Annotated in this window: 24 protein-coding genes; 15 read left to right on the forward strand and 9 right to left on the reverse strand. The window is 62.4% G+C overall.

The annotated features are described in order from the left end of the window. The first annotated feature begins 3 nt into the window (after nucleotides 1-3). The 3 genes from AB4Z15_RS00405 (at nucleotide 4) to AB4Z15_RS00415 (ending at nucleotide 4806) form a co-directional block, all read left to right on the forward strand. On the forward strand, nucleotides 4-2253 hold the full coding sequence (locus tag AB4Z15_RS00405) for a DUF5682 family protein (protein WP_442015534.1): 2250 nt from the start codon (nucleotides 4-6) through the stop codon (nucleotides 2251-2253). After that, nucleotides 2250-3446: a VWA domain-containing protein gene (locus tag AB4Z15_RS00410; protein WP_442015535.1), complete on the forward strand. Its 1197-nt coding sequence runs from the start codon at nucleotides 2250-2252 to the stop codon at nucleotides 3444-3446. The genes AB4Z15_RS00405 and AB4Z15_RS00410 overlap by 4 nt, the downstream gene beginning before the upstream one ends. A gap of 103 nt (nucleotides 3447-3549) precedes the next feature. Next, nucleotides 3550-4806 carry an MFS transporter gene (locus tag AB4Z15_RS00415; protein WP_442006584.1) on the forward strand — a complete coding sequence of 419 codons (1257 nt, stop codon included), beginning with the start codon at nucleotides 3550-3552 and terminating at the stop codon, nucleotides 4804-4806. Here AB4Z15_RS00415 and AB4Z15_RS00420 read toward each other — a convergent pair. Then, the gene (locus tag AB4Z15_RS00420; RefSeq protein ID WP_442015536.1) at nucleotides 4794-5378 is read right to left on the reverse strand and encodes a carboxymuconolactone decarboxylase family protein; all 585 of its coding nucleotides are present in this window, start codon (nucleotides 5376-5378) and stop codon (nucleotides 4794-4796) included. The two genes, AB4Z15_RS00415 and AB4Z15_RS00420, sit on opposite strands and share 13 nt — an antisense overlap. Before the next feature lie 159 nt (nucleotides 5379-5537). Here AB4Z15_RS00420 and AB4Z15_RS00425 point away from each other — a divergent pair, with 159 nt between their 5' ends. Continuing rightward, entirely contained in the window at nucleotides 5538-5756 is a 219-nt protein-coding gene (locus AB4Z15_RS00425; RefSeq protein ID WP_442006569.1) for a hypothetical protein, read from the forward strand. A 51-nt stretch (nucleotides 5757-5807) separates the two neighbouring features. On the opposite strand, the gene AB4Z15_RS00430 is transcribed toward AB4Z15_RS00425, so the two are convergent. Further along, complete coding sequence (locus AB4Z15_RS00430) at nucleotides 5808-6161, reverse strand: TraR/DksA family transcriptional regulator (protein ID WP_442015906.1); 354 nt, start codon at nucleotides 6159-6161, stop codon at nucleotides 5808-5810. Nucleotides 6162-6267: 106 nt separating this feature from the next. On the opposite strand from AB4Z15_RS00430, the gene AB4Z15_RS00435 reads away from it, so the two are divergent. After that, on the forward strand, nucleotides 6268-6672 hold the full coding sequence (locus AB4Z15_RS00435; protein WP_442015537.1) for a DUF1801 domain-containing protein: 405 nt from the start codon (nucleotides 6268-6270) through the stop codon (nucleotides 6670-6672). Nucleotides 6673-6674: 2 nt separating this feature from the next. Then, nucleotides 6675-7064, forward strand: coding sequence for a hypothetical protein (locus AB4Z15_RS00440; protein WP_442015538.1), 390 nt, complete (start codon nucleotides 6675-6677; stop codon nucleotides 7062-7064). Here the strand turns inward: AB4Z15_RS00440 and AB4Z15_RS00445 are convergent. From AB4Z15_RS00445 to AB4Z15_RS00455, 3 genes are all read right to left on the reverse strand, one after another. Continuing rightward, nucleotides 7036-7668 carry a dihydrofolate reductase family protein gene (locus AB4Z15_RS00445; protein WP_442015539.1) on the reverse strand — a complete coding sequence of 211 codons (633 nt, stop codon included), beginning with the start codon at nucleotides 7666-7668 and terminating at the stop codon, nucleotides 7036-7038. The two genes, AB4Z15_RS00440 and AB4Z15_RS00445, sit on opposite strands and share 29 nt — an antisense overlap. A 68-nt stretch (nucleotides 7669-7736) precedes the next feature. Further along, nucleotides 7737-8618 (reverse strand): SDR family oxidoreductase, encoded by an 882-nt coding sequence (locus tag AB4Z15_RS00450; protein WP_442015540.1) that lies wholly within the window; start codon nucleotides 8616-8618, stop codon nucleotides 7737-7739. Further along, nucleotides 8615-9088, reverse strand: coding sequence for a nuclear transport factor 2 family protein (locus tag AB4Z15_RS00455; RefSeq protein WP_442015541.1), 474 nt, complete (start codon nucleotides 9086-9088; stop codon nucleotides 8615-8617). Before AB4Z15_RS00455 ends, AB4Z15_RS00450 begins: the two co-directional genes overlap by 4 nt. Nucleotides 9089-9187: 99 nt before the next feature. On the opposite strand from AB4Z15_RS00455, the gene AB4Z15_RS00460 reads away from it, so the two are divergent. The 6 genes from AB4Z15_RS00460 (at nucleotide 9188) to AB4Z15_RS00485 (ending at nucleotide 14382) form a co-directional block, all read left to right on the forward strand. Then, nucleotides 9188-9850, forward strand: coding sequence for a TetR/AcrR family transcriptional regulator (locus AB4Z15_RS00460; protein ID WP_442015542.1), 663 nt, complete (start codon nucleotides 9188-9190; stop codon nucleotides 9848-9850). Nucleotides 9851-9930: 80 nt separating this feature from the next. After that, nucleotides 9931-10350: an alternative ribosome rescue aminoacyl-tRNA hydrolase ArfB gene (gene arfB / locus AB4Z15_RS00465; protein WP_442015907.1), complete on the forward strand. Its 420-nt coding sequence runs from the start codon at nucleotides 9931-9933 to the stop codon at nucleotides 10348-10350. Nucleotides 10351-10468: 118 nt separating this feature from the next. Next, entirely contained in the window at nucleotides 10469-10870 is a 402-nt protein-coding gene (locus tag AB4Z15_RS00470; RefSeq protein WP_442006561.1) for a RidA family protein, read from the forward strand. A 36-nt stretch (nucleotides 10871-10906) separates the two neighbouring features. Beyond that, nucleotides 10907-11806 (forward strand): EamA family transporter, encoded by a 900-nt coding sequence (locus AB4Z15_RS00475; RefSeq protein WP_442015543.1) that lies wholly within the window; start codon nucleotides 10907-10909, stop codon nucleotides 11804-11806. Nucleotides 11807-11927: 121 nt separating this feature from the next. After that, complete coding sequence (locus AB4Z15_RS00480; RefSeq protein WP_442015544.1) at nucleotides 11928-12974, forward strand: homoserine dehydrogenase; 1047 nt, start codon at nucleotides 11928-11930, stop codon at nucleotides 12972-12974. Then, complete coding sequence (locus tag AB4Z15_RS00485; protein WP_442015545.1) at nucleotides 12967-14382, forward strand: aldehyde dehydrogenase family protein; 1416 nt, start codon at nucleotides 12967-12969, stop codon at nucleotides 14380-14382. Before AB4Z15_RS00480 ends, AB4Z15_RS00485 begins: the two co-directional genes overlap by 8 nt. Nucleotides 14383-14506: 124 nt before the next feature. Here the strand turns inward: AB4Z15_RS00485 and AB4Z15_RS00490 are convergent, their stop codons facing one another. Beyond that, nucleotides 14507-14962, reverse strand: a complete 456-nt coding sequence (locus AB4Z15_RS00490; protein WP_442006557.1) for an Lrp/AsnC family transcriptional regulator — start codon at nucleotides 14960-14962, stop codon at nucleotides 14507-14509. Nucleotides 14963-15141: 179 nt separating this feature from the next. Between AB4Z15_RS00490 and AB4Z15_RS00495 the strand changes: the two genes are divergently transcribed. Both AB4Z15_RS00495 and AB4Z15_RS00500 read left to right on the forward strand, forming a co-directional pair. Further along, nucleotides 15142-15744 (forward strand): helix-turn-helix domain-containing protein, encoded by a 603-nt coding sequence (locus AB4Z15_RS00495; RefSeq protein ID WP_442015546.1) that lies wholly within the window; start codon nucleotides 15142-15144, stop codon nucleotides 15742-15744. Then, a complete protein-coding gene (locus AB4Z15_RS00500) occupies nucleotides 15737-16468 on the forward strand; it encodes a B3/B4 domain-containing protein (RefSeq protein ID WP_442015547.1) in 732 nt (243 codons plus the stop codon). The genes AB4Z15_RS00495 and AB4Z15_RS00500 overlap by 8 nt, the downstream gene beginning before the upstream one ends. Nucleotides 16469-16493: 25 nt before the next feature. On the opposite strand, the gene AB4Z15_RS00505 is transcribed toward AB4Z15_RS00500, so the two are convergent. Continuing rightward, on the reverse strand, nucleotides 16494-17738 hold the full coding sequence (locus tag AB4Z15_RS00505; protein ID WP_442015548.1) for an MFS transporter: 1245 nt from the start codon (nucleotides 17736-17738) through the stop codon (nucleotides 16494-16496). Continuing rightward, complete coding sequence (locus AB4Z15_RS00510) at nucleotides 17735-18625, reverse strand: dihydrodipicolinate synthase family protein (protein WP_442015549.1); 891 nt, start codon at nucleotides 18623-18625, stop codon at nucleotides 17735-17737. Before AB4Z15_RS00510 ends, AB4Z15_RS00505 begins: the two co-directional genes overlap by 4 nt. 124 nt (nucleotides 18626-18749) lie before the next feature. On the opposite strand from AB4Z15_RS00510, the gene pdxR reads away from it, so the two are divergent. Beyond that, nucleotides 18750-20147: a MocR-like pyridoxine biosynthesis transcription factor PdxR gene (gene pdxR / locus AB4Z15_RS00515; protein ID WP_442015550.1), complete on the forward strand. Its 1398-nt coding sequence runs from the start codon at nucleotides 18750-18752 to the stop codon at nucleotides 20145-20147. Between the two features lie 55 nt (nucleotides 20148-20202). On the opposite strand, the gene AB4Z15_RS00520 is transcribed toward pdxR, so the two are convergent. Then, nucleotides 20203-21951, reverse strand: coding sequence for a pyruvate dehydrogenase (locus AB4Z15_RS00520; protein ID WP_442015551.1), 1749 nt, complete (start codon nucleotides 21949-21951; stop codon nucleotides 20203-20205). Nucleotides 21952-21972: the final 21 nt, after the last annotated feature.

A 21972-nucleotide genomic window follows, 5' to 3' on the forward strand; every position in this document is an offset into this window, starting at 1 on the left:
GCGATGACTGACGTCCACATTCTGGGGATCCGGCACCACGGACCCGGCTCGGCGCACTCGGTGGCCGAAGCATTGGCCACCCTTCGCCCGGATCTGGTACTGGTCGAGGGCCCGCCTGAGCTCGATCAAGTCATTCCGCTCATCACCGATCCAGAAATGGTTCCTCCGGTCGCAGGCCTGATCTACGCAGTGGACGAGCCGCGGTTGGCTTCCTTTTATCCCATGGCCAGTTTTTCACCTGAATGGGTAGCCATCCGCTGGGCGCTGTCTACTGGGACCCCCGTGCAGGCCATCGATCTGCCAGCGGCGCATACATTCGGACTGAGGGTAGCTGCCGAAGCCGTTGAGTCGATTTCCGCCCCGGATCAGCCGTACCGCCCGGATGCAATCGGCATCCTGGCAGAAGCTGCCGGGTACAGCGATGCCGAGCGCTGGTGGGAGGACGCCGTCGAGCACCGCAACTCAAACCCCGTGGAGCGCTTCGAGGCCTTGATCGATGCCATTTCCGAAATCCGGGCACTGGACGACCGATCCCCCGATCATCCGGACGTCGTGGAGAACCACCGCCGGGAAGCGGCAATGCGGCGCATCCTGAGGGCGGCGATTCGTGAAGGATACGGTCGTATCGCTGTGGTCTGCGGCGCCTTCCATGCACCAGCACTCGTGCCCGCCGGCTTCCCCTCCGTTTCCGCGGACAACAAAGTACTCGCTGGCCTGCCCAAGGCCAAGGTGGCCGTGACATGGGTCCCGTGGACATCGGACCGGCTCAGCCTGCGGAGCGGATACGGGGCAGGTGTGACGGCACCGGGCTGGTATCAGCATCTGTTCGCGCACTGGATGGCCCAGGATCCAGCCGTGGATGTGTCTACGACGTGGCTTGTTCGAGTTGCCCGGGCTTTGCGCAAGGAAAACCTCGACGCCTCGACGGCCTCCGTGGTGGAGGCGAGCCGGATGGCAAAGGCCCTCGCTGCCGTTCGGGGTCGGCCAAGCCCGGGGTTACCCGAACTGGACGACGCTGCGCAGGCCGTCCTTTGCGATGGCTCTCCCCTGCTGTTGGCATTGGTACATCGCGAACTAAGTGTCGGACGGGATTTCGGCAGCGTGCCGGACTCCGTTCCTACGCTTCCGCTGGCTGCTGACCTCGCCGCGGCACAACGCAAACTGAGGATGAAAGCCAGCGCCTTGGAAGAGGTCATGGTCGTGGACCTCCGCAAACCCAACCAACTGGCGCGTTCCGTGCTGCTCCATCGCCTGGCACTGCTGGGTGTGGACTGGGGCGTGCCCACTGACACCGGCCGTACCACCGGCACGTTCAAGGAGGCGTGGACCCTTCTCTGGAAGCCTGAACTCGCCCTGTCCTTGGTGGAAGCCAGCCGGTACGGCACAACAGTTGCCTCCGCCGCAGCGGCGTTTGTGACCGAAGAAGCCCAGGCCGCCGACGGCCTTCCTGTCCTGTCCGAACTGCTGGCAAACTGCCTGCTCGCGGACCTCCCGGACGGAATTGCCGGCGTCGTCTCCGCTCTTGCTGAACGAACAGCGCTCCAGCAGGACGTTCCCCCGCTCCTGGAAACCATTGCGCCTCTTGCCCGCACATGCCGGTACGGAAACGTGCGCGGGGTGGACGTGAGCAATGTCCGAAAGATCCTGGAAGCCACTGTCGTGCGCGCCTGCGTTGGCCTGCCCACAGCCTGCGCAGCTTTGGACGACGACGCTGCCACCGTCATGCGCGGGGCGATCGACTCCGCCCAGGACGGGCTGTCCCTGCTCCCGGACTTGCCCTTGGACGACTGGCATTCAGCGCTCGCCGCGGTGGCACATTCGGACCGCATCCACGGCTCTGTGGCAGGTCGCGCTCTACGGCTCCTGCTGGAGGCCGGCCTGGTGGACGCCGACGACGTTGCTGCCAATCTGAGCCGCCGCTTGTCTGTCGCGGCCCCGGCACCCGAGGCTGCGGCCTGGTTGGATGGGCTGCTGTCCGGCGACGCCACACTGCTGATCCATGATCGCCGCCTCCTTCAGATTGTGGATGAGTGGGTGGATGGCGTGCAGGATGAGGTTTTCGAGGACGTGCTGCCGCTCCTGCGCAGGACATTCTCGGCCTTCAGCCGCCCTGAGCGGCGCGAGATCGGTGAGCAGCTGAGCCGTTCCGGCGCTTCGCGGGACACCACGGCAGGCACAAGCTTTAACCTGGCTGCGGCAGGCCCGGCCATCAGGACGATGGCCAGAATTTTGGGCTGGGAGGAGATCACATGACAGATGGCAACTTTGAGGAGGATCGGGGGCGCGACCGGCTGGACCGCTGGCGGTTAGTGCTGGGCGGCAACGAGGCAGACGGCATCTCAAAAGCCGACGGCGAGCGCGTCCAGCTCTCGGCCGATGATGCCCGGCGTGACCAAGCTCTTGAAGAGCTATATGGCGAGGGTTCCAGTCGCCGAGGCGGGCTCGGGGCCTCGAGTCCACGCGTGGCTCGGTGGCTCGGAGATATCCGCGGATATTTCCCCTCTACCGTGGTCCAGGTGATGCAGGCTGACGCAATGGACCGTCTGGGGCTGCGGCAATTGCTCCTTGAACCCGAGATGTTGCGAACGGTCCAAGCGGATATCGCCTTGGTAAGCACGCTTGTTGGCTTGGGCAGGGTTATCCCCGAGCAGTCGCGCGAGACAGCAAGGTCTGTGGTTCGCCAGGTGACCAAGGAGCTTGAAGACCGCCTGCGGGCCAAAACGGTTCAGGCCGTCTCCGGGGCGCTGAACCGGTCCGCCCGGACCAGGCGGCCACGGCACAGGGATATTGACTGGAACAGGACCATTGCGGCCAACCTCAAGCACTACCAACCCGAATACCGCACCGTTGTGCCTGAACAACTCCACGGCCATGCCCGGCGCAGCACGGAGATACAGCGCGAGATCATCCTCTGCATCGACCAATCAGGATCCATGGCGGAATCCGTGGTGTACTCCAGCGTCTTCGGCGCGGTGCTCAGTTCACTGCGTTCCGTGAGCACCCGTCTGGTGGTCTTCGATACCGAAGTCGTTGATCTGACCGAGGACCTGGATGATCCCGTGGACGTGCTGTTTGGGGTGCAGCTCGGTGGTGGTACCGACATCAACCGTGCCCTGGCCTATTGCCAGGATCAGATCACCAAGCCGACCGAGACCATCCTGGTGCTGATCAGTGACCTTTACGAAGGTGGGATAGCCGAGGAGATGCTGCGCCGTGCCGCTTCGATTGTTGGCGCGGGAACTACCATGATCGCCCTGCTGGCCTTGAGTGACAGTGGTCATCCTTCCTTTGACTCCAGTCACGCCGCAGCGCTCGCCGGGATTGGTGTCCCGGCTTTTGCCTGCACGCCGGACCTGTTTCCGGAGATGATGGCGGCGGCAATTGAGCGCCGGGACGTCAGCGAGTGGGCAGCGTCCCAAGGCATCCCAACCACACACGGGACGTAGCAAACTCTGATGTAGCAAACTGTGCCCACGGGCTCTGGCGGACGCAGGGCAACGGGACGAGAATGGGCTTGTGGTCACCCCTCCCAGCGCTGGCGGCGACACCATGAACGACGCCGCCAGAAAGATTCAACGTGTCTATCTCACGCTGACGCTGGGCAACACGGTGGCTGCTTCCTTCATCTGGGGTATCAACACGCTTTTCCTCCTTGACGCGGGCTTGAGCAACCTTGAAGCCTTCGCGGCCAACGCTTTCTTCACAGCCGGAATGGTCCTTTTCGAGATACCCACAGGCGTTGTCGCTGATGGCTGGGGCCGCCGCACGTCTTTCCTGCTTGGAACGATCACGTTGGCGGCGTCTACGTACTTGTACTACGTGCTCTGGCAGATCTCCGCACCGTTTTGGATGTGGGCCGTTGTGTCGGTGCTCCTTGGTCTCGGGTTCACGTTCTTCTCCGGAGCCGTGGAAGCCTGGCTGGTGGATGCCTTGCGCTTCTCCGGCTATGAAGGCGGCCTTGAAACCGTTCTGGGGCGCGGCCAGATGGTGCAGGGTGTGGCGATGCTGCTGGGTTCAGTGGCAGGTGGGGTGATCGCCCAAGTCACCAACCTTGGCGTCCCGTTCCTCATTCGGGTTTTCGTTCTGGTTGCCATGTTCGCCGTAGCGTTTGGGTTAATGCACGACGTCGGGTTCTCACCTGAGCGGTCCACTCACCCCCTCCGCGCCACCCGCGCAGTACTTTCTGCCTCGATCGAGAACGGCTTGAAAAACCCGCCCGTCCGGTACGTCATGCTGGCCGCTCCCTTTAGTGCCGGCGTCGGGATTTATGTCTTCTACGCCCTGCAACCATTCCTCCTTGACCTGTATGGCGACCCGCGGGCCTATTCCATTGCTGGTCTAGCGGCCGCAATTGTGGCGGGCTCGCAAATCCTGGGCGGCTGGCTTGCGCCCCATGCCCGGCGTTTGTTCCATAAACGAACCTCGGTGCTGATCCTTGGCGGTCTGGCTGGATTCGTGATCTTGGTCGTCCTCGGCTTCACCCGGATCTTTTGGTTGGCCCTGGTGCTGCTGGCACTCTGGGCCGTGGTGGGGTCCGCAGCAACTCCAGTCCGGCAGGCGTACGTCAATGACATGATCCCCTCCAAGCAGCGGGCCACGGTGCTGAGCTTCGATTCGCTCATGGGATCCAGCGGCGGAGTGGTGGTTCAGCCGCTCCTTGGACGTGGCGCCGACCTCTACGGCTACCCGGCCTCGTTGGCCATGGCGGGCATCATCGAGCTCATTTCGGTGCCATTCCTGCTGGCGAGCCGGAGGCAAGGGGCATCCGCAGACCGTGCCAACACCGAAGCCGTTCAGTCACCTTGAGCCGGCAGCGGCGTCAACAAGGCGTCCTGAAGCTCGGCGGTCACGCCTGGAGGTACATCGAGGTCCACGGCCAGGGCAAGAAGTGCGCGGCTGAAGTAGTTCCTGGCAGTGGCAGCGAGAGTGATGTCGGCAATCTCCCGGTCGCTGAAGCCCACATCGCGAAGGTGCTGCGTGTCGTCGTCGTTCATTGCGGCCGCATCGGTGCTGAGCCTGACCGCGTAGTCCATCATCGCGACTTCCTCCGGGGGCAGCCCGGCATCCCTGTAGTCCCGGGCGACAGCGAGTAGTTCCTCCTCATCAATGATGGCCAACGTCTTCTTCCCATGGGCCAACCGGCAGTGGGAGGAACCGATAGCCTGGGCGGCGGCGAGTGTCACAAGTTCGTATCGTCGCAAACCCAGCGATGAGACGATTGCCTTAACCAGCGCCTGCCATGCCTTGTAGGCCTCCGGGTTTATGCTCATGGCCTTCGTGTGGCTCGGAACATAGCCCATCAACTGCAGATCGGCTTGGTAGATTTCGGCGGTGAGGCCTGTGGCCTCGGACTCGGATGGCACCTTGAGTATGGACATGGGCGCTATTGTGGCCCCCGGTCAAGGGAATGTAAATGAGGCGGAAAGTCCATCGGAATGACAGAGTGGGACTTCACCGTGAATTGTGGTGGAACCCAATACTGAAAGCGTGGACAAGTAATGATCTCCCTCCGGCAGGATTCCCAAGGCTTCATCCGAATGAGCCGGCATTTTCCCGCCAGCGCCTCCGTGTCCATCACCTTTGCCGACGGCACCCAGAAGGTTTTCCAGGGCCAGCGGCTCAACGAAATCTTCGACGACGCCTTGGCCGCGTTCCGGGCAGGAAATAACCTCGACGGCAAGGGCTTCGATCGGGGACCAAAAAAGAAGGTCCAGCAGGGTATCGAGTTCGTGCCCATCAGCCCTGACATGGCGTAAATTGCGCTGGGGCGGGTTCATATCTGCCTGGGTTTTACTGTTTACCGGGTTTTACCGGTTACCTGAGGCGTGACTGACGCAAAAGGGCGTCCATGGCCTGGCTTCGAGCCGCCCCTCGGGAATGGCGACACCACAAATCGCGCATATGCCGTACGTTCCATCCGAAATCCGCTGCAATGCGGCTTCAATCTGCTCCAGGCCGATACGGCTCTGGTCCAGCAGCGCCGAGGCCTGTGAGAGCTCGAAGGCGATGGTTGTGCCTTCCGGATCATGCTCGTCGTCGACGTTTGAGTCCTGGCGGGCAAGGCTGACTCCTGTGATGTCGCTGCGCAGCGCCTTCAGCAGGGCAAGCTTCCGGTCGCGTTCCTCCTCCAGGAGAACCCGGAACCGCTCGACGTCGTGCATGTGAGCAAGCCTACTCATCACCTTCAACCTCGTGGTATGAACAAGGCCCTGGCTGGACAATCCCCCGGTCTGGACAAGCCGTGGGGTGTGATGCCCTAATAACGTCATGGGGAACTACGCGCGCCATCCCGGAGTCGATAGTTACATGGACGCCCTCCCGGACTGGCAAAAAGCAGTTTGTGAGGAACTGCGGGACGTGATCCACGAGGCAGAACCGGACATCGTGGAGACGATCAAGAGACGGGTTCAGCCGTACTTTGTCCTGGAGGGAAACGCGTTGCTCGCGGCCAAGAACCACGTCAACCTCTTTCTCTATGATGGCGCAATTGTTCCTGACCCTGCCGGGATCATCACGGCCGGGCACGATAACAAGACTGGCCGAATGATCAGCTTTTACCTTGATGACGAAGTACCAACGGAACCCCTGATTGAGATGCTGCGACAGATTGCCGCCAACAATCGCGCAGGTGGGTGGCGGAAGATCAAAAACGACAGGAAGTTTGGGGACTGACCATGACGTTGAAAGAAACGATTGCCCGCCTCCGAGCCGCCCACCTCATGGTCCGCGACGCCAAGGAGTGGGACGAGCTGTCCATGAACCTGTGGGCGGCCTACGACGCCAACGACGAAGAACTCATTGAGCAGTTGCGGTCACCGTTCCTGCAATCTTGGCGGACCGTCACGCGTTACGTGCTCCGTGACACGTTCGACGCAGCAGGCATCACGGTCGGCGAGCCAACGCATCCATGGGGAATTGCGACGCTTTCCGCGAAGGGAACCAGCTGCGAGCCACTCCTGTGCCGCACCGAAGGATTCCAACTGCTCACGTTTGCCGAAATACTGTCCAGCTATTCGGATTCGCTGGAGCCGTTGTTCACGGCTGCCGGGCAGGCGGACCGCTGATCAACGTGGGTATGTACTCCAGCAGCTGTAGTTGACCATCGAAAGTCCTGCTGTTCACCATTTCAAGGGAGACGTCAGGATACCCGTCATAAATCCGCTCCCTGCCGGTGCGGCCTGTGATCACGGGGAAAACAACAATCCTGTATCGGTCCACGAGTCCGGCCGTCAACAAGGAGCGGCAGAGGCTGAGGCTTCCCAGAGTGGTCAGGGCGCCGGTCCGGGTCCGCTTCAGCTCCTTGACAGCTTCCACCGCATCACCCCCCACCAGTTCAGAATTCGGCCAGGCCAGCGGTTCCTGAAGAGTGGACGAGAAGATGATCTTTGGCACGGCCGCCAGGCCGGTCAATGCCGCTCCCTCTTCCTCGGAGAACCCCGAATCTTCGCCCGCGGCCTGCTCCGACATGCTTGACATCACCCGGTAGGTGTTGGCGCCCATAAGTGTGGTGAACTCTTTCTTCCCTTCCTCCTCGAGCCAGGCAAGGTATTCCGGGGATTCCAGTCCCCACCAACCGGGCCAGCCCTCGGCGGAGGCATATCCATCCAGGGAAATGATCAAGTCCACCGTCAACTGCGCTGATGTCGCTTCTGTAGTTGGCTCACCCATGTCTGCTCCTCACGAGATTTCGGGTTGTGCCTAGCATTGTCCTCCCGAAGGACGGTTTGCACCACGACTCACGTGCTCCTGATCTGGTCCAGACTCTCACGCAGTCCGATCACCGGAATTTCAGGGAAGGCGGCACGTTCCACCGCTGGATTGAAGGACGCCTCGCCCGATTCCATCCACAGGGCCGCCCTCGCCATCCGGGCCATAAACGGCGAAATCGGACGTGCGACGGCGGCCATCACCCGTAACGCTGCCACTGGTATCCGTTGGATCGAACCCTTTCCGGCGTGCGCGAGGATAGCTTCCGCGAGCGTGTTGAAGGAGTGCGTTTCGGACCCCCACTCAACGGTCCTTCCATGCAAGGAAGGGCCGGCAAGAGCCAACAAGACAGCGGCTGCAGCGTCCGGCGTCGACGTAAATGTCACAGGTGCCCGTCCCGAACCGAAGACAAGCACCCTGCCCCTCGTGTGAAGGGGCTGGCTCATTGAATCGAGGAACTGCTCGAGGTTTGCTCCCATTCGGATCACTGACCACGCCATGCCCGAGGCCTTCAGCGCCTCCTCCGCTGCGTACTTCATGCGCAGGAAATCCAGAGGGGCATCCGGAGCTGCCCCAGGCATCGACATCATGACAACATGCTGCACGCCCGCCCGGGATGCGGCATCGATGAGCCGCAGTGCGCCGTCCCGGTCCACACTGCGCGGGCTGCCGCCCCTTTTCAGCCCAAAGCCCGACGCCGCGAACACCACCTGGCTGCACCCGGCAACGGCCCGCCCGCAGTCCGTGCCTGAGGCGAGGGACCCACGGACAAGCTCGACGCCGTCGATCGTCTTCCCGGGGAACGGCTGGGATTCGCCCCTGGCCATGACCCGCACCGAAGCCCCCCGCCCAACTAGCTCCCCAGTAAGGCGTGAACCCAGGCGGCCTGTGCCGCCTACTACGAGGATCATGACCCCTGCGATGTCGGAAGTACGGCCCCAGCCTGAAGACCCGCGCCCGCAGTGGCCTGGACGGCGTCGTCGATGTCACCTGAAGTACGTTCCACAGGTTCGAGATAGAAACGCACGGAGGCGATTCGCTCCTGGCGCACTGTAAAGATCGCGACGCCGGCAAGTTCCACCGGCGTGGCATCGCGCCTGGTGCCCCGGGCGCCCCATTCCACCCAAATGGTTCCGTGCTTGCCTTCTGCGGCGTCGGCGATTGCCGGTGTGAGATCGGGGATGCCAGCAAAAAGGCTGGTCCAGTTGGCGCGGACCTGGGCGCTGCCGGTGAAATTCCGTTCGGGATGAATCGGAGTGATGTTGAGGTAGTCGTCGGCGAATTCGGCGACCAAAGCGTCAAGGTCGTGGCGTCCGGAAGCTGCGAACATCCGGCGAACGGGTCCTTCCGGAAGGCGCTCAAGTCCCTCCACGGATTCCATGGTGACTCCTTGGTGCCCCGCAATTTTCACCTCACGGGCGGGCAGGGCTGGTATCTTGAATTCAATACAGTTCTCTGTATTGATTGGAGTCTAGAAGTCATGGCAACCGGAATCAAGAGTCCCGGCGGAACATCCGGGACTCAACGCAGCTACGATGCAAGCCGTCGCCGCCAAGCAGCCGAGGCATCCCGGCTCACTATCCTCGCGCGCGCCCGGGAACTGTTTCTCTTGCAGGGCTTCGGCGCAACCACCATCGCCGAAATTGCCGGTGCGTCCGGGGTGTCGACGGAGTCCATCTACAAGAACTTCGGCGGCAAAGCCGGCCTCGTCCGGGCCCTCCACGAGCAGAGCCTCCTCGGCAAGGGCGGCGCGCCTGCCGAACAGCGCTCAGACCTCGCACAAGTAAGGGCAGATGACCCGCGGGAACTGATGGAGCAGTTCGGCCGGTTCACTGCAGAAGTCAGTCCACTTTCGACGCCGATCATCCTGCTCATCCGCGACGCCGCCGCAACAGGGGATGCCGACATGGCCAACCTCCTGAAGGACGTCGACGACGCCCGCCATCGCAGGATGCTGCACAACGCGCGCCAGCTGACTGCCCGCGGACTGCTTCGTCCGGGCTTGTCCCCGGAAGAGGCCGCCGACATCATGTTCGCGTGCACCACCCCCGAACTGTTCGAGAGCCTCGTCCTGAAACGAGGGTGGAGCGCAGAGCGGTACGGCCGGTTTGTCGCCTCAACGCTGACTGCAAATCTGCTCTGACAGGCAAACCTACTCTGATGCGTCATGCCGAAGCGCCGCTCCGCTGGGAAGACCCACCCCTGACGTGCAACGCTTGTTCCATGGACCTGGAAATCTCGCCTTCCCTCACGATTCCGGCCTCGGAACTGGGCTGGCGGTTCTCGCGTTCATCAGGACCGGGCGGTCAACACGTCAACACGACCGACAGCAGGGCTGAGCTTTCCTGGAACGTAGCCATATCGGAAGCGTTGACAGAAAGCCAAAGGGAGATCCTGCTGCGTCGACTGGAGAAGCGACTCGTCGACGGAGTCATCACTGTTACAGCCTCCGAGCAGCGCTCGCAGTTACGCAACCGCGAGAGCGCCCTGGCCAAGCTCGCTGACATTGTGGTGGCCGGCCTTGCCCCAAGGACTGTGCGCAGGGCAACGAAACCCACACGCGGGTCTGCCCAGCGGCATCGCGCGGCAAAAGTACAGAGGGCGGCAACCAAACAGCAACGACGGCGGCCCTCGCCTGAGTGACGAGCACTGGAATGACGAGTGCCTGAGTGACGCGCGCGACTGTGTGATGAAGCCGGTCCAGCCCGGGCGCTTGGGCTCACCTCTTTTGGCAATTGGTCGGGGATGGCAGCATACAGTCATGTCATCCATCCAGCGCATCAGGCCCGAGGGGCTTGTCTCCAGCCCCGCATTCAGCCACGTAGCCATCGTGCCTCCAAACGCCACCACCATCTACGTCGGCGGCCAGAACTCGGTCGACAGTGGCGGTTCGCTTATCGGCGAAGGTGATGTTGGAGTGCAATCTGCCCGCGCCTTGGCGAACGCAAAGACCGCGCTGGCGGCTGCCGGGGCAACCCTCAGCGATGTTGTGCAGTGGACGGTTCTCTTCGTGGACGGTGCCGACCTCGCGGCAGGGTATGGGGCCATCGCGGCAGACCTCGCCGCCGACGAGCCGCCCCTAGTGACAGCAGCGTTTGTGTCCCGTTTGGGCGTTCCCGGGGCGCTGGTGGAGATCAGTGCGGTAGCCGCCGTCGAGCGGTAAGAACAAGACTGCACTCAAAGTGCAGTATTATGCCTTATGACCACAATCAAAGGCCGAATCCCCCCGTGGCTCCTGACCGTCGCAGCAATGTTCTCCATCCAGCTCGGCTCCGCCCTCTCACTGGGGTTGATGCCAACGTTGGGTCCCCTCGGGACAGCATGGCTGCGCCTGAGTATGGGAGCCCTCATCCTGCTGGCACTGGCCCGTCCACCCCTGAAGACCCTGCGACTTCGTGACGCTCCGGTGGTTGTTGGCCTCGGCGTCGCCACCGCAGTAATGTCGGTGACGTTTCTTGTCGCCATGGAACGCATTCCCATGGGAACAGCGGTTGCCATTGAATTCCTCGGACCGCTTACGGTTGCTGCCTTGCGGGGTCACGGGGTCCGTTCCTTGATCCTGCCGGCAACGGCACTGGCAGGCGTCGTGCTGCTCACCGAACCGTGGGCTGGCCACGTGGACCTGCTCGGAGTCGGTTTTGCGGTGATGGGCGCCGTGGGGTGGGCCATCTACATCCTTTTGACCCAGCGGGTGGGTGATCGCTTCAATGGAATCGGAGCCCTCGCGCTGACCATTCCGATTGCAGCTGTAGCCGCGGCACCGTTTGGACTGCCGCAAGCCATAGGCCACATCACGTGGGAAACCGTGGCCGTTGCCGCCGCCTTGGCAGTGCTGATACCGGTTCTGCCCTACATTCTGGAAATGTTTGCCCTCCGCCGCATGACACACACAGCATTCGGGACTCTTCTGGCTATGGAACCAGCCATCGGCGTACTGCTCGGCGCGATCGTCCTGCGTCAGTTGCCATCGATGCTGCAACTCGCAGGTCTCTTGCTCGTCATTGTCGCCGGTGCTGCGGCGCAGCGCGGCGGGCGGCGGCAACAGCAACCCGTCGTACCGGCTCCTCTTCCAAAGAGGGGACGTACCGCGGGCGTTTGAGCATGGTTGGCAGCTTTTTTGGGCGTTTCGTCATCCTTGGCGGGCGATTCGCTTCTAGGGAACTGACACTCCTGGAACCGAGGCTTAAAGGACAGCACCACCGCCCTACCAAGGAGATCACGTGACTACCTACAATCTGGCCCTCATCGGCTTCGGAGGCGTCAACCGCGCTTTGGCCGAACTCATCCGTGACGAACCCCAGCGATTTGCCTCACTCGGATTCGAGCTTCGCGTCGTGGCCATCACCGATCTTGCCTTCGGCTCGCTCGTCCAAGGAGACGGGATCGACCTTACGGCCGTGCTCGCGATGCCCCGCGGAGCCTCGTTCGAGGGACTGCCAGGTGGCAGCCCGGATCCCCGCAACGAAGACGTCATCAAAAACAGCCCGGCCCACATCGTCGTTGAGGCTACCTTCACCAGTCCGATCGACGGCGAACCGGCAGTTTCGCACGTCAAATGGGCCATCGAGTCCGGCAAGCATGTGGTGACCACCAACAAGGGTCCTGTGGCGTTGCGCGGCCGGGAACTGGGCCAGCTTGCAGCAAGCAATGGTGTCCGTTTCGAATACGAGGGCTCAGTCATGAGCGGCACGCCCGTCATTCGACTCGCACACAAAATGCTGGGCGGCCTCGAATTGAACTCCGTTCAAGGCATCCTGAACGGAACCAGCAATTACGTCCTGGGTCGGATGGAGGCCGGGCTGGGCCTGGACGAAGCCATTGCCGAAGCCCAGGAGCGCGGATACGCCGAAGCGGACCCCACTGCAGACATCGGCGGCTCGGATGTCCGGTTGAAGGTCGCCATCCTGGCCAACGAGCTGCTCGGCGCCACCATCCACCCCAATGACGTGGAAACCACCGGTATTCAGGACATCAAGGGTGATGACGTCGCCCAAGCCCTGGCCAATGGCCTCCGCTGGAAGCTCATCGGCGAAGCCCGCCGCGAGAGCGATGGCAGCATCGTTGCTACTGTCCAGCCCATCGCCCTCCCGGCAGACCACCCGCTGGCTGGGATTTCCGGTGCCACCAACGCCGTATCCTTCAGCACGGATTTGCTGGGGGCCGTCACGGTATCGGGTCCTGGAGCTGGCCGCGTGGAAACTGCTTATGCCCTCATCTCCGACATCATCGCCGTCGACGAATTCGCCAAAGGAGCGGTCCGTGCCTGAAACAGCCATTGCCCACTCCACAACGGCTGCCGCTATCACTGATCTGGTGGTGTACGACAAGTTTGACGGTTCCGTGCTGGCGACCCTTCCCCAGTGCACGGAGGCAGACGTACGCGTGGAGCTCATCCGTGCCGCTGCGTCCGCTCCGGCAGCGGCGGCTATGCCCCGTCATGAGCGCGGCCGAATTCTGGACGCCGCTGCAGACCTGCTCCAGCAACGGGCGCAGAAAGTGGCTGGGCTAATCGTCGCCGAGGCCGGGAAGACCATCACGCAGGCACTCAAAGAGGTCTCCCGTGCGGTCAACACGCTCAAGCTGTCGGCAGCGGAAACCCGCCGTAACGTTGGCGAAGTAGTTCCCTTCGACTCCTTCGCCGGCTCCGAAAACCGCCAGGGATGGTTCACCCGTGAGCCGTTGGGGCTTATCGCTGCCATCACCCCTTACAACGACGCCCTGAACCTGGTGGCGCACAAGCTCGGGCCGGCGATTGCCGGAGGAAACACCGTCATCCTCAAGCCATCCCAGCTGACACCCCTGACGGCCATTCTCCTCGTGGACCTGTTGCGCGAGGCAGGCCTGCCGGCGGAGTTCGTCACTGTTGTCCTGGGCGATCGCACCATCGCGCAAACCATCATCTCGTCCAAACTGGTTCGAATGGTCTCCTTCACGGGCGGCTTTTCCACGGGCCAGGCCATCGCAGCCAACGCCGGAATAAAGCGCCTGTCCATGGAACTTGGCGGCAACGCGCCCGTCATCGTGTTCGACGACGCCGACATTCCTGCTGCCGTCGAGGCCAGTGTTTCCGGTTCCTTCTGGGCCGCTGGACAGAACTGCATCGGCGCCCAGCGGATCCTCGTCCAGCGGTCAGTCTTCGAGACCTTCCTTCACGCCTTTGTTGCCCAAACGGCCGCCCTGACTGCAGGCGATCCCCGCAGCGAGCAGACCGACGTCGGACCCATGATCAGCGCCGCGTCTGCCGCTGAAGCGAAGCGTAAGATCGACGAGGCCGTGTCGGCCGGTGCGCGACTGCTCACCGGCGGCACTTTGGATGGGGCGCTCCTGACGCCTGCTGTCCTGACCCGAGTCCCGCGCAACTGCGAGGCATGGAGCGAAGAATTGTTCGCACCCGTGGTCCTGGTGGAACCGTTCGACTCCGACGAGGAAGCCATCCAACTGGCCAACGACAGCGAATACGCCTTGCAGGCCGGGGTTTTCACCAAGGACCTGGCCCGTGCGCTGGCCACCGCCAAGGCAATCGACGCAGGCGGCGTGATGATCAATGATTCCTCTGACTACCGGCTCGATGCAATGCCTTTTGGCGGCTCGAAATACGGCAGCATGGGCCGGGAAGGCGTCCGCTTCGCCTACGAGGAAATGACGCAGCCCAAGGTCATAGCGATCACTTCATGATGATCGTCTGACGCTACCGTCAATCAATCAGGCTGTGCCGATCCGGCGTTGCGTAACCACCTTGGTTCCGCAGCGCCGGAACCATTTAAGCCCAGCATGGTTCACGCCGTCTCAGCACGCTGCCTTAACGAGGCGCCTGCCTGTCGATGACTGTGGAGAGGGACAAGGCGGTCGTGATGTCGCGGACTCCAGGAAACTCTGAGACCTGCCTCCAGATTTCCTGGATGCGTGCGGCGTCCGGGGCCTCAACCCTGACCACGATATCCAGTTCGCCGCTGACAACATCGCAAGTTGCGATTTCAGGAATTGCCTTGAGCCCGGCAATCACGTCCCCGCCCCGCATCCTGTCATGCCGTTGGATCAGAAGCACGGCATTGACCGTTGGCGTGCCTTCTCCGGCCGATTCCTTGATGGTGTACCCGTGGATATACCCGTCCCGTTCAAGCCGCTCAATCCGTTGCCGTACCGCGTTGCGGGAGAGCAGCACCTTCTCCCCCAGCTGGGCAAGGCTGATACGGGCATTGCGCCGCAGCTCGGCCAGAATCTGCGCGTCTATCTCGTCACGTGGACTCTTCGGCACGGACGCTCCTGTCTGAGGGATGTGAACATGTGTTTGGGCGTCCTTCGATGCAGGAATGCCGCTGCGGCTAGCGTGTCCAGCAAATTGGCCGGTACAAACATATCCCATTGGTGTATTGCTTCTTGGACTGGTTGGCAGGGATATTGCCCACTGCACTCTAAGTGCATTATGCTGCATTGATGGAAGAAAACATCGCATCGCTCGCCTCAGCTATTGGCGGACGGGTTAAACAGGAGCGCCAGGCACGTCACTGGACCCTGGATCAACTGGCCGAAGCTGCCGGCGTCAGCCGACGCATGCTCATCAATGTGGAACAAGCAACCATGAACCCCAGCGTCGGCACTCTTCTGAGGATCAGCGCCGCGCTCGGTGTAGGTCTGCCGGACCTGGTCCAGTCCCCCGAGCCCAAGGGAGTCAAGGTGACACGAAAGGGTGAAGGTGCCCTGCTGTGGAGCAGTGAAGCAGGCGGACGCGGAGTACTCGTTGCGGGAACGGAACCGCCGGAAGTGATGGAACTCTGGGATTGGACCCTCGCCCCTGGAGACCAGCACGTCAGTGAGCCTCATACGCCTGGTACCAAGGAACTCCTGCAGGTTCTGCAAGGCACCGTTACCGTCGTCGCCGCAGAGCAGACGGTGGTCCTTGAGGCGGGCGACTCGCTGTCTTTCCCGGGAGACGTAGCCCATTCCTACGGCAACAACGGCCCGGACGCAGCAAGGTTCTCACTCGCTGTTTTTGAACGTGGAGTGGGATCGGCGCATCGGGAGGCGAACAATGCTTAGGGTTGATTACCTCCAGGAAATTCTCCACGCAGCCCACGTTGAACCTGCCGTCTTCGAACTTCAACCGGACTACCAGGCCCTCCTGATCGCCGTCGACGGTCTTGAGCCGGGTCCCAGCGATAAGGCCAGCGATGCACTGTTGAATCAGGCAGAAGCGGCAGCCCAAGCGGCACTCGGCGAGCAGAAGGTCGAACACCTCCCGCATGTTGCCGCATGGCGGCACGCCTACCAATCGTTCGGAGCCAAGCCCAACCGCACTCGCAACAGCCTCGAGGCACTGCTTCGACGTGCTGACGCCGGCCTGCCCAGGGTCAACCGGCTCACGGACCTCTACAACGCCGTCTCTGTCCTGCACCAGATTCCGCTCGGCGGCGAAGACCTTTCCAGTTACAGCGGGGCGCCGCGGCTGATCCGCGCAACGGGCCAAGAGCCGTTCGACACCGTTGCCAGCGGAGAGCCCATCGTCGAGCACCCCGATGCCGGGGAGGTTGTGTGGTGCGACGACGACGGTGTCACTTGCCGTCGCTGGAACTGGCGCCAGGGCCGCCGCACGCAACTGCGGGACGACACAACCTCGGCATTGTTCATCCTTGATGCCCTCGCACCCGTGACCACCGAAGATCTCCTCGCCGCCGGCGAGAACCTCACCACGCACCTGAGCCTCCTGGGGCCGGAGGTCGTATCCGCCCAGCGGCTGATTGACGCCGGCACACTCCAGCACTGACCTCTGTCGCATCAATCACGTCAGATCAGCTGAGAGGAGCCGGTCCAGCCGTTTGGGCACGCTCACGACGGCGGTCAACCAGGGAAGCGCTCACAGCCACAGCAATAAGGGCGGACGCCAAAAGCAAGGGCAGGTGTGTCATGGGTACAACCATGGCCCCTGCCAATGCTGTGCCGGCAGAACCTGCAGTGATCTTCAGGGCACCGATCCACACGAAGACCTGGCCGCGCGCGTCAGTTGGGGCGTATTCGCTGCGCGCGGCCAGTGTCGCAGCGAAAAAGCAGGAGTTGAGCACTCCAGCCAAGGAGTAGACCACTACCGCTACCGGGAACATTCCGGCGAACGCTGCCCCACATAGCGCAACTCCAACAGCAGCGCCCAGCCAGGACATGAGGTGGTCCGCTTCGCTTCGCAGGGGCCGGATCATGACGCCGGCGGATCCGAGAAGTCCGCCGAGACCATATGCGGCCGTCAGGACCCCTGCAGCAGCTGGCTCGACTCCGAGTTCTGCCGTCGAAGCCACTGCTGTGATCGGCAACGCCGCGACGGACAGGGCGATGATGACCGTCAGGTAGAGAGTACGGCGCAAGGGCCCGGTGGATAGCATCATCAGCAATGTGCGGCCCGGGCGCGGTACCTCCGAGGGAACCGATGCTCGAGGAGAAGAAGGCAAAAGCCTGACGAGAGCGGCGGCGACAAACGTTAATCCGGCAAGGATCAATGCCGCCAGTGCCGGATTCGCCCAGGCCGAGACAGCTGCGACCAAAGAGGGACCAATGGTTCCGCTGATGCCATACGTTGCTACATCCCATCCATGGGCGCGTCGCTGGCTGGTTCTGTTCCTCCCGGCGATCGCAGAGAGCCTACTGCTGATGCCGCCTGTCAGTAATGGACCCACCAATCCGGACACAGTGAGCAGTAGAGCCGGAACGATTGGAGGAGTCAGCGGGTACAGCAGGACAGCTGCTGCCAAGGTAACGCCGTGCATCAGGCACGCCCAAGCGATCACTGTCCTGCCGTCCCGGGCGGTGTCGAGTGTCCTGGCAACGAACGGACCGAAAAGGTGCGGTGCCGTGATGCAGGCACCCAATATTCCGGCCAGCCAACCCGGTGCCCCGCTGGTTGTCACAAGCAGGACAATAGCGACAACCGCACCCCCATCGGCGCTGCGGGCCAGGGTGGCTGCAACGACATAGCGGGCCAACCCACCCGGCGATGTCTGCTCACCCGTAGCAGTACGGCTGGCTTTGCGCCCGTCGATGAGGCTCATGTCACCTCCAATCCACACTGGCGGATGGCAGCGGCAACTCTGCTGCGTCCTTCGGGATCCAAACCACGCAGAGGCAAGGGCAAGGCTGAGGACGGAATGAGCCTCAGCTCTTCCGCCAGTGCCACGGTGACCCGCAGGCTGCCGTAGGTTCGGAACAGGGACCAGAGGGGCTCCAGCGCCGCGGAGGCTGCCATCGCATCATGGCGCCGACCAGCCAACGCGTGATCGACTATTTCCCGGGCCTGACGGGGAAGGATCCCGCCGATCACCGAGTACCAGAGGTCGCAGCCAGCAAGCAGTGCTTCGGCGGCAATCCAATCTCCGCTGATACCCACAAATGTTTGCTCGGGCAAAGCTGCGCGGAGCTTGCCGAGCCTGGTGGCAATGTCGGGTGCAGCCGGCGGCGGAATCTTGATGGATGCGATTCCCGGGATACGGGCGATCCGGGCGTGCAGCTCGTCGGTGAAGGTAAAGCCCGTTGTGCCGGGGTTGTCATACACAACGATCGGAAGGTCTGACTCCGACGCAACGTCCTCAAACAGACCGAAAACCTCCGCTTCCGACAGGCGTTGATAGGACACCGGGGCCAAGAGCAATGCTGAGGCGCCAGCGGTATGTGCATCGCCGGCAAGCGTGAGGACGTCGCGGGTACGCAAAGCCCCAACACCAGCCAAAACTGGCACGCCACCCGCAGCTTCCACGGACGTTTCAAGGACCATGCGGCGTTCTTCACGGGAGAGATAAGCATAGTTTCCAGTCGAGCCAAGAACACCGAGTGAATCCACACCGGACTGCGCCGCGCGGGCCACCAGCCGGGCAACGGTGTCCAGATCAACACCTTCACCGCTCATGGGTGTCAGGGGGAATGCGCTGAGGCCGTTGAACACTACAGTCCTTCTTTCTTGTGGCTGTGGCCGGGTGCGAACACAGCAAATGGGTGACTACGCGTCTCATGCTGCCAAAGGGCTTGGTCCTACACTAGATCCAAGAATGAACAACTCTGGAGGTCCAATGAGCGAATCGGAAATACCCATCGAGCTCGACAGGAAGAGTCCAGCCTCCTTGTCCGCCCAGGTTGCAAGCCAGCTCCGGACCGCCATCCTCGGCGGAGTCCTCCAGCCTGAGCACACGCTCCCCGCCACCCGTCGTCTGGCCAAGGACTTAGGGATATCCCGTGGTGTGGTGGTGCGGGCCTTCGAGCAACTCTCCGGGGAAGGGTTCCTGGAAAGCAGCGGTACTGGCGGGACCAAAGTAGCGGTCCGGCCGGACATCCAACAGCGCCCCAACGAAGCGAAGGCGCAGAGCAGCAGCCCTGCCATCGCCGACGTGATTGACCTGACACCCGGCCGTCCCTCCGGATCGCCGTTCCAGGACAGGGAGTGGCGCAACGCCTGGAAAAGGGCCTTGGCGGAGCAAGGAAACACGCATCTGCCGCCAGCCCTTGGAACGTTGGATCTTCGGGAAGCCGTGGCCGGTCACCTGGCGGTGTCGAGGGGTCTGGCGGTAGGCCCGGAGGACGTCATCATTACGGCCGGCACCAGTGATGCACTGCACTTGATAGTGGCCATGCTTCGCGGCAAGAGGAACAATCCGCGCATCCTGGTTGAGGACCCGGGCTACCCCACAGCCCGGCGGGTCATGAGCGCGGCCGGTGCCCAACTTCAGCTGCTTACCGTGGACGAAGACGGTCTGAAGAGCTCCCAGCTCGCCGGCCTCGATGTCATCCCCGACGCCGTCCTCATTACCCCCAGCCACCAGTACCCTCTTGGCGGCAGGATGGCAGTCCAGGAACGGCTAGGCCTGCTGAAGTGGGCGGATCGCCATGGCGTGCTGGTGCTGGAGGACGATTACGACAGCGAATTCCGTCACAGCAGAATGCCTCTCCCGGCCGTCGCATCCCTACCGTCAACTGCCGACGTCGTACTTCTCGGAACGTTCTCAAAGAACCTGAGTCCTTGGCTGCGCTGCGGATACCTGGTGGTCCGGGGCGATGCCGGGCAACGCCTCAAGGCCGTACGTGAAGCCTTGGATACTCCGGTGGCCGGGATCCTGCAGTCGGCCCTCGCCTATTACCTTCAGGGCGGCGGCCTTTCCCGGCACATTGCCCGCGCCCGGAGGGAATATTCGCACCGCCGTTCCCTGCTCATTGAGCGCTTAGGCGCGCGGACAGATGTGGAGCTTGCAGGCCTCGACGGCGGATTGCATGCAGTGATCCGCTTCGAACAGCCTGACGCAGCGGACCTGGCTGCGAAGGCGCTGGAACGGGGCGTGCGGGTCATCCCTTTGGCCGGGTATTACGCCGAACGCCCACCGGTGAACGGATTGGTCATCGGGTATGGCGCAGTGTCCGACCTCCAGTTGTCCAAAGCCCTCACCATCCTTGGAAACCTACTTGACGAACATTCGTAGGCCAGAGAATCTATACCTGCTGTCGGCTTGAAGCTGCTGCCGCCAAAGACTCCTCTCAGCGCCGAGGAATATTGCGCAGGTTGCTCCGGGCCATGCTCACAGCTTCACCGGCTCCGCGGTTCAAGACGACTTTGGACATTGCCGTTGCGAAACCGATGACTTGTTGCCCGGAAATCTTCGGCGGGATGGACAGCGCATTGGGATCAGTAATGAGCTCCACCAGCGAAGGACCCGGGTGGGCGAACGCCTCCCGATACGCTTCCTCGATATTCGCCGGATCCGTCACCCGAACAGCATGGAAACCCAAGGCTTTGGCAACGGCCGCATAGTTGGCGTCCGGCACATCAACCCCGAAATCGGGCAGCCCGTCCACCAACATTTCCAGCTTGACCATGCCCAGCGTTGAGTTGTTGAAGACGACTACGTTTACCGGCAGCTGATGTGCGGCCACGGTGATGAGCTCACCAAGCAGCATGGACAAGCCACCGTCGCCCGAGACAGAAACCACCTGGCGCCCTGGATAGGCCACCTGTGCCCCGATGGCGTGCGGAAGGGCGTTGGCCATGGACCCGTGAAGGAAGGAACCGATCAGCCGGCGCGTGCCGAGCGGGTTGATATAGCGAGCCGTCCAGACGTTGCACATTCCGGTATCCGCGGTGAAGATGGCGTCATCCGCCGCCACTTGGTCCAGCAGCGAAGCAGCGTACTCAGGATGAATGGGCTGCTTCTTTTCGACCTTCCTTGTGTACGCGCCCACGGCCTTGTTCATCAGGCGGTCGTGCTTCTTCAGCATCTGGTCCAGGAAGCGGCGGTTCTTCTTTGGATTCACCAAAGGCAGAAGGGCGGTCAGAGTAGGCAGGACATCTCCATGAACAGCAATGTCGACGTCGGTCCTCCTCCCCAGCCGCTGCGCCGCGCGGTCAACCTGTGCCGTCCGGGTGTCCGGAAGGAACTGGTCGTAGGGAAAATCGGTACCAAGAAGGATCAGCAGATCGGCGTCCTCGATGCCTTCCGCTGCGGCACCGTAGCCGAGGAGGCCGGTCATGCCGATGTCGAACGGGTTTTCGTACTGGACGAAGTCCTTGCCGCGCAGTGAGTGGCCAATCGGTGCGTTGACCAGTTCCGCCAAAGCAATGAGTTCGTCGTGGGCTCCCTGGACGCCCGCCCCCGCGAAAATGGCGACCTTTCCGGCGTCGTTGATGGCGTCAGCCAGTTCCTGGACGCTCGACTGGTCCGGGATCAGTCGCGCAGGCCGGAAGATGGCGGGCAACGGCGTCGGCGCGGTGGCTTCAAGCCCGGCGATATCGCCGGGAAGAGTCACGACGGCGACTCCCCCAAGGGCTACAGCGTTCTGGATGGCGCTGTGCATCACGCGGGGCGCCTGCTCGGCGGTGCTGATCAGTTCCGAATAGACCGAGCATTCAGTGAAGATCCTGTCAGGATGGGTTTCCTGGAAGAATCCGCTGCCGATCTGCTTGCTGGGGATGTGCGAAGCGATGGCAAGTACGGGCGCCCCAGTGCGGTTGGCGTCGTAGAGTCCATTGATCAAATGGAGGTTGCCAGGGCCACAAGAGCCGGCACAGACAGCAAGCTTCCCAGTGAGTTGCGCCTCGGCCGCTGCGGCAAAAGCGGCGGCCTCCTCGTGGCGGACATGGATCCAGTCGATACCGCCTTTGGCCGAACCTCCCGTTTGACGGACAGCGTCCACTATTGGATTCAGACTGTCTCCGACGATTCCATAAATCCGCTGCACTCCGGCAGCCTGGAGTTGTTCGATGAGCTGGGTAGCAAGTTCCTTGGCCATAGTGTGCAGACTCCCGCGATT

Origin of the sequence: Paenarthrobacter sp. 2TAF44 (assembly GCF_052114885.1) — a bacterium.
Taxonomy (GTDB): domain Bacteria; phylum Actinomycetota; class Actinomycetes; order Actinomycetales; family Micrococcaceae; genus Arthrobacter.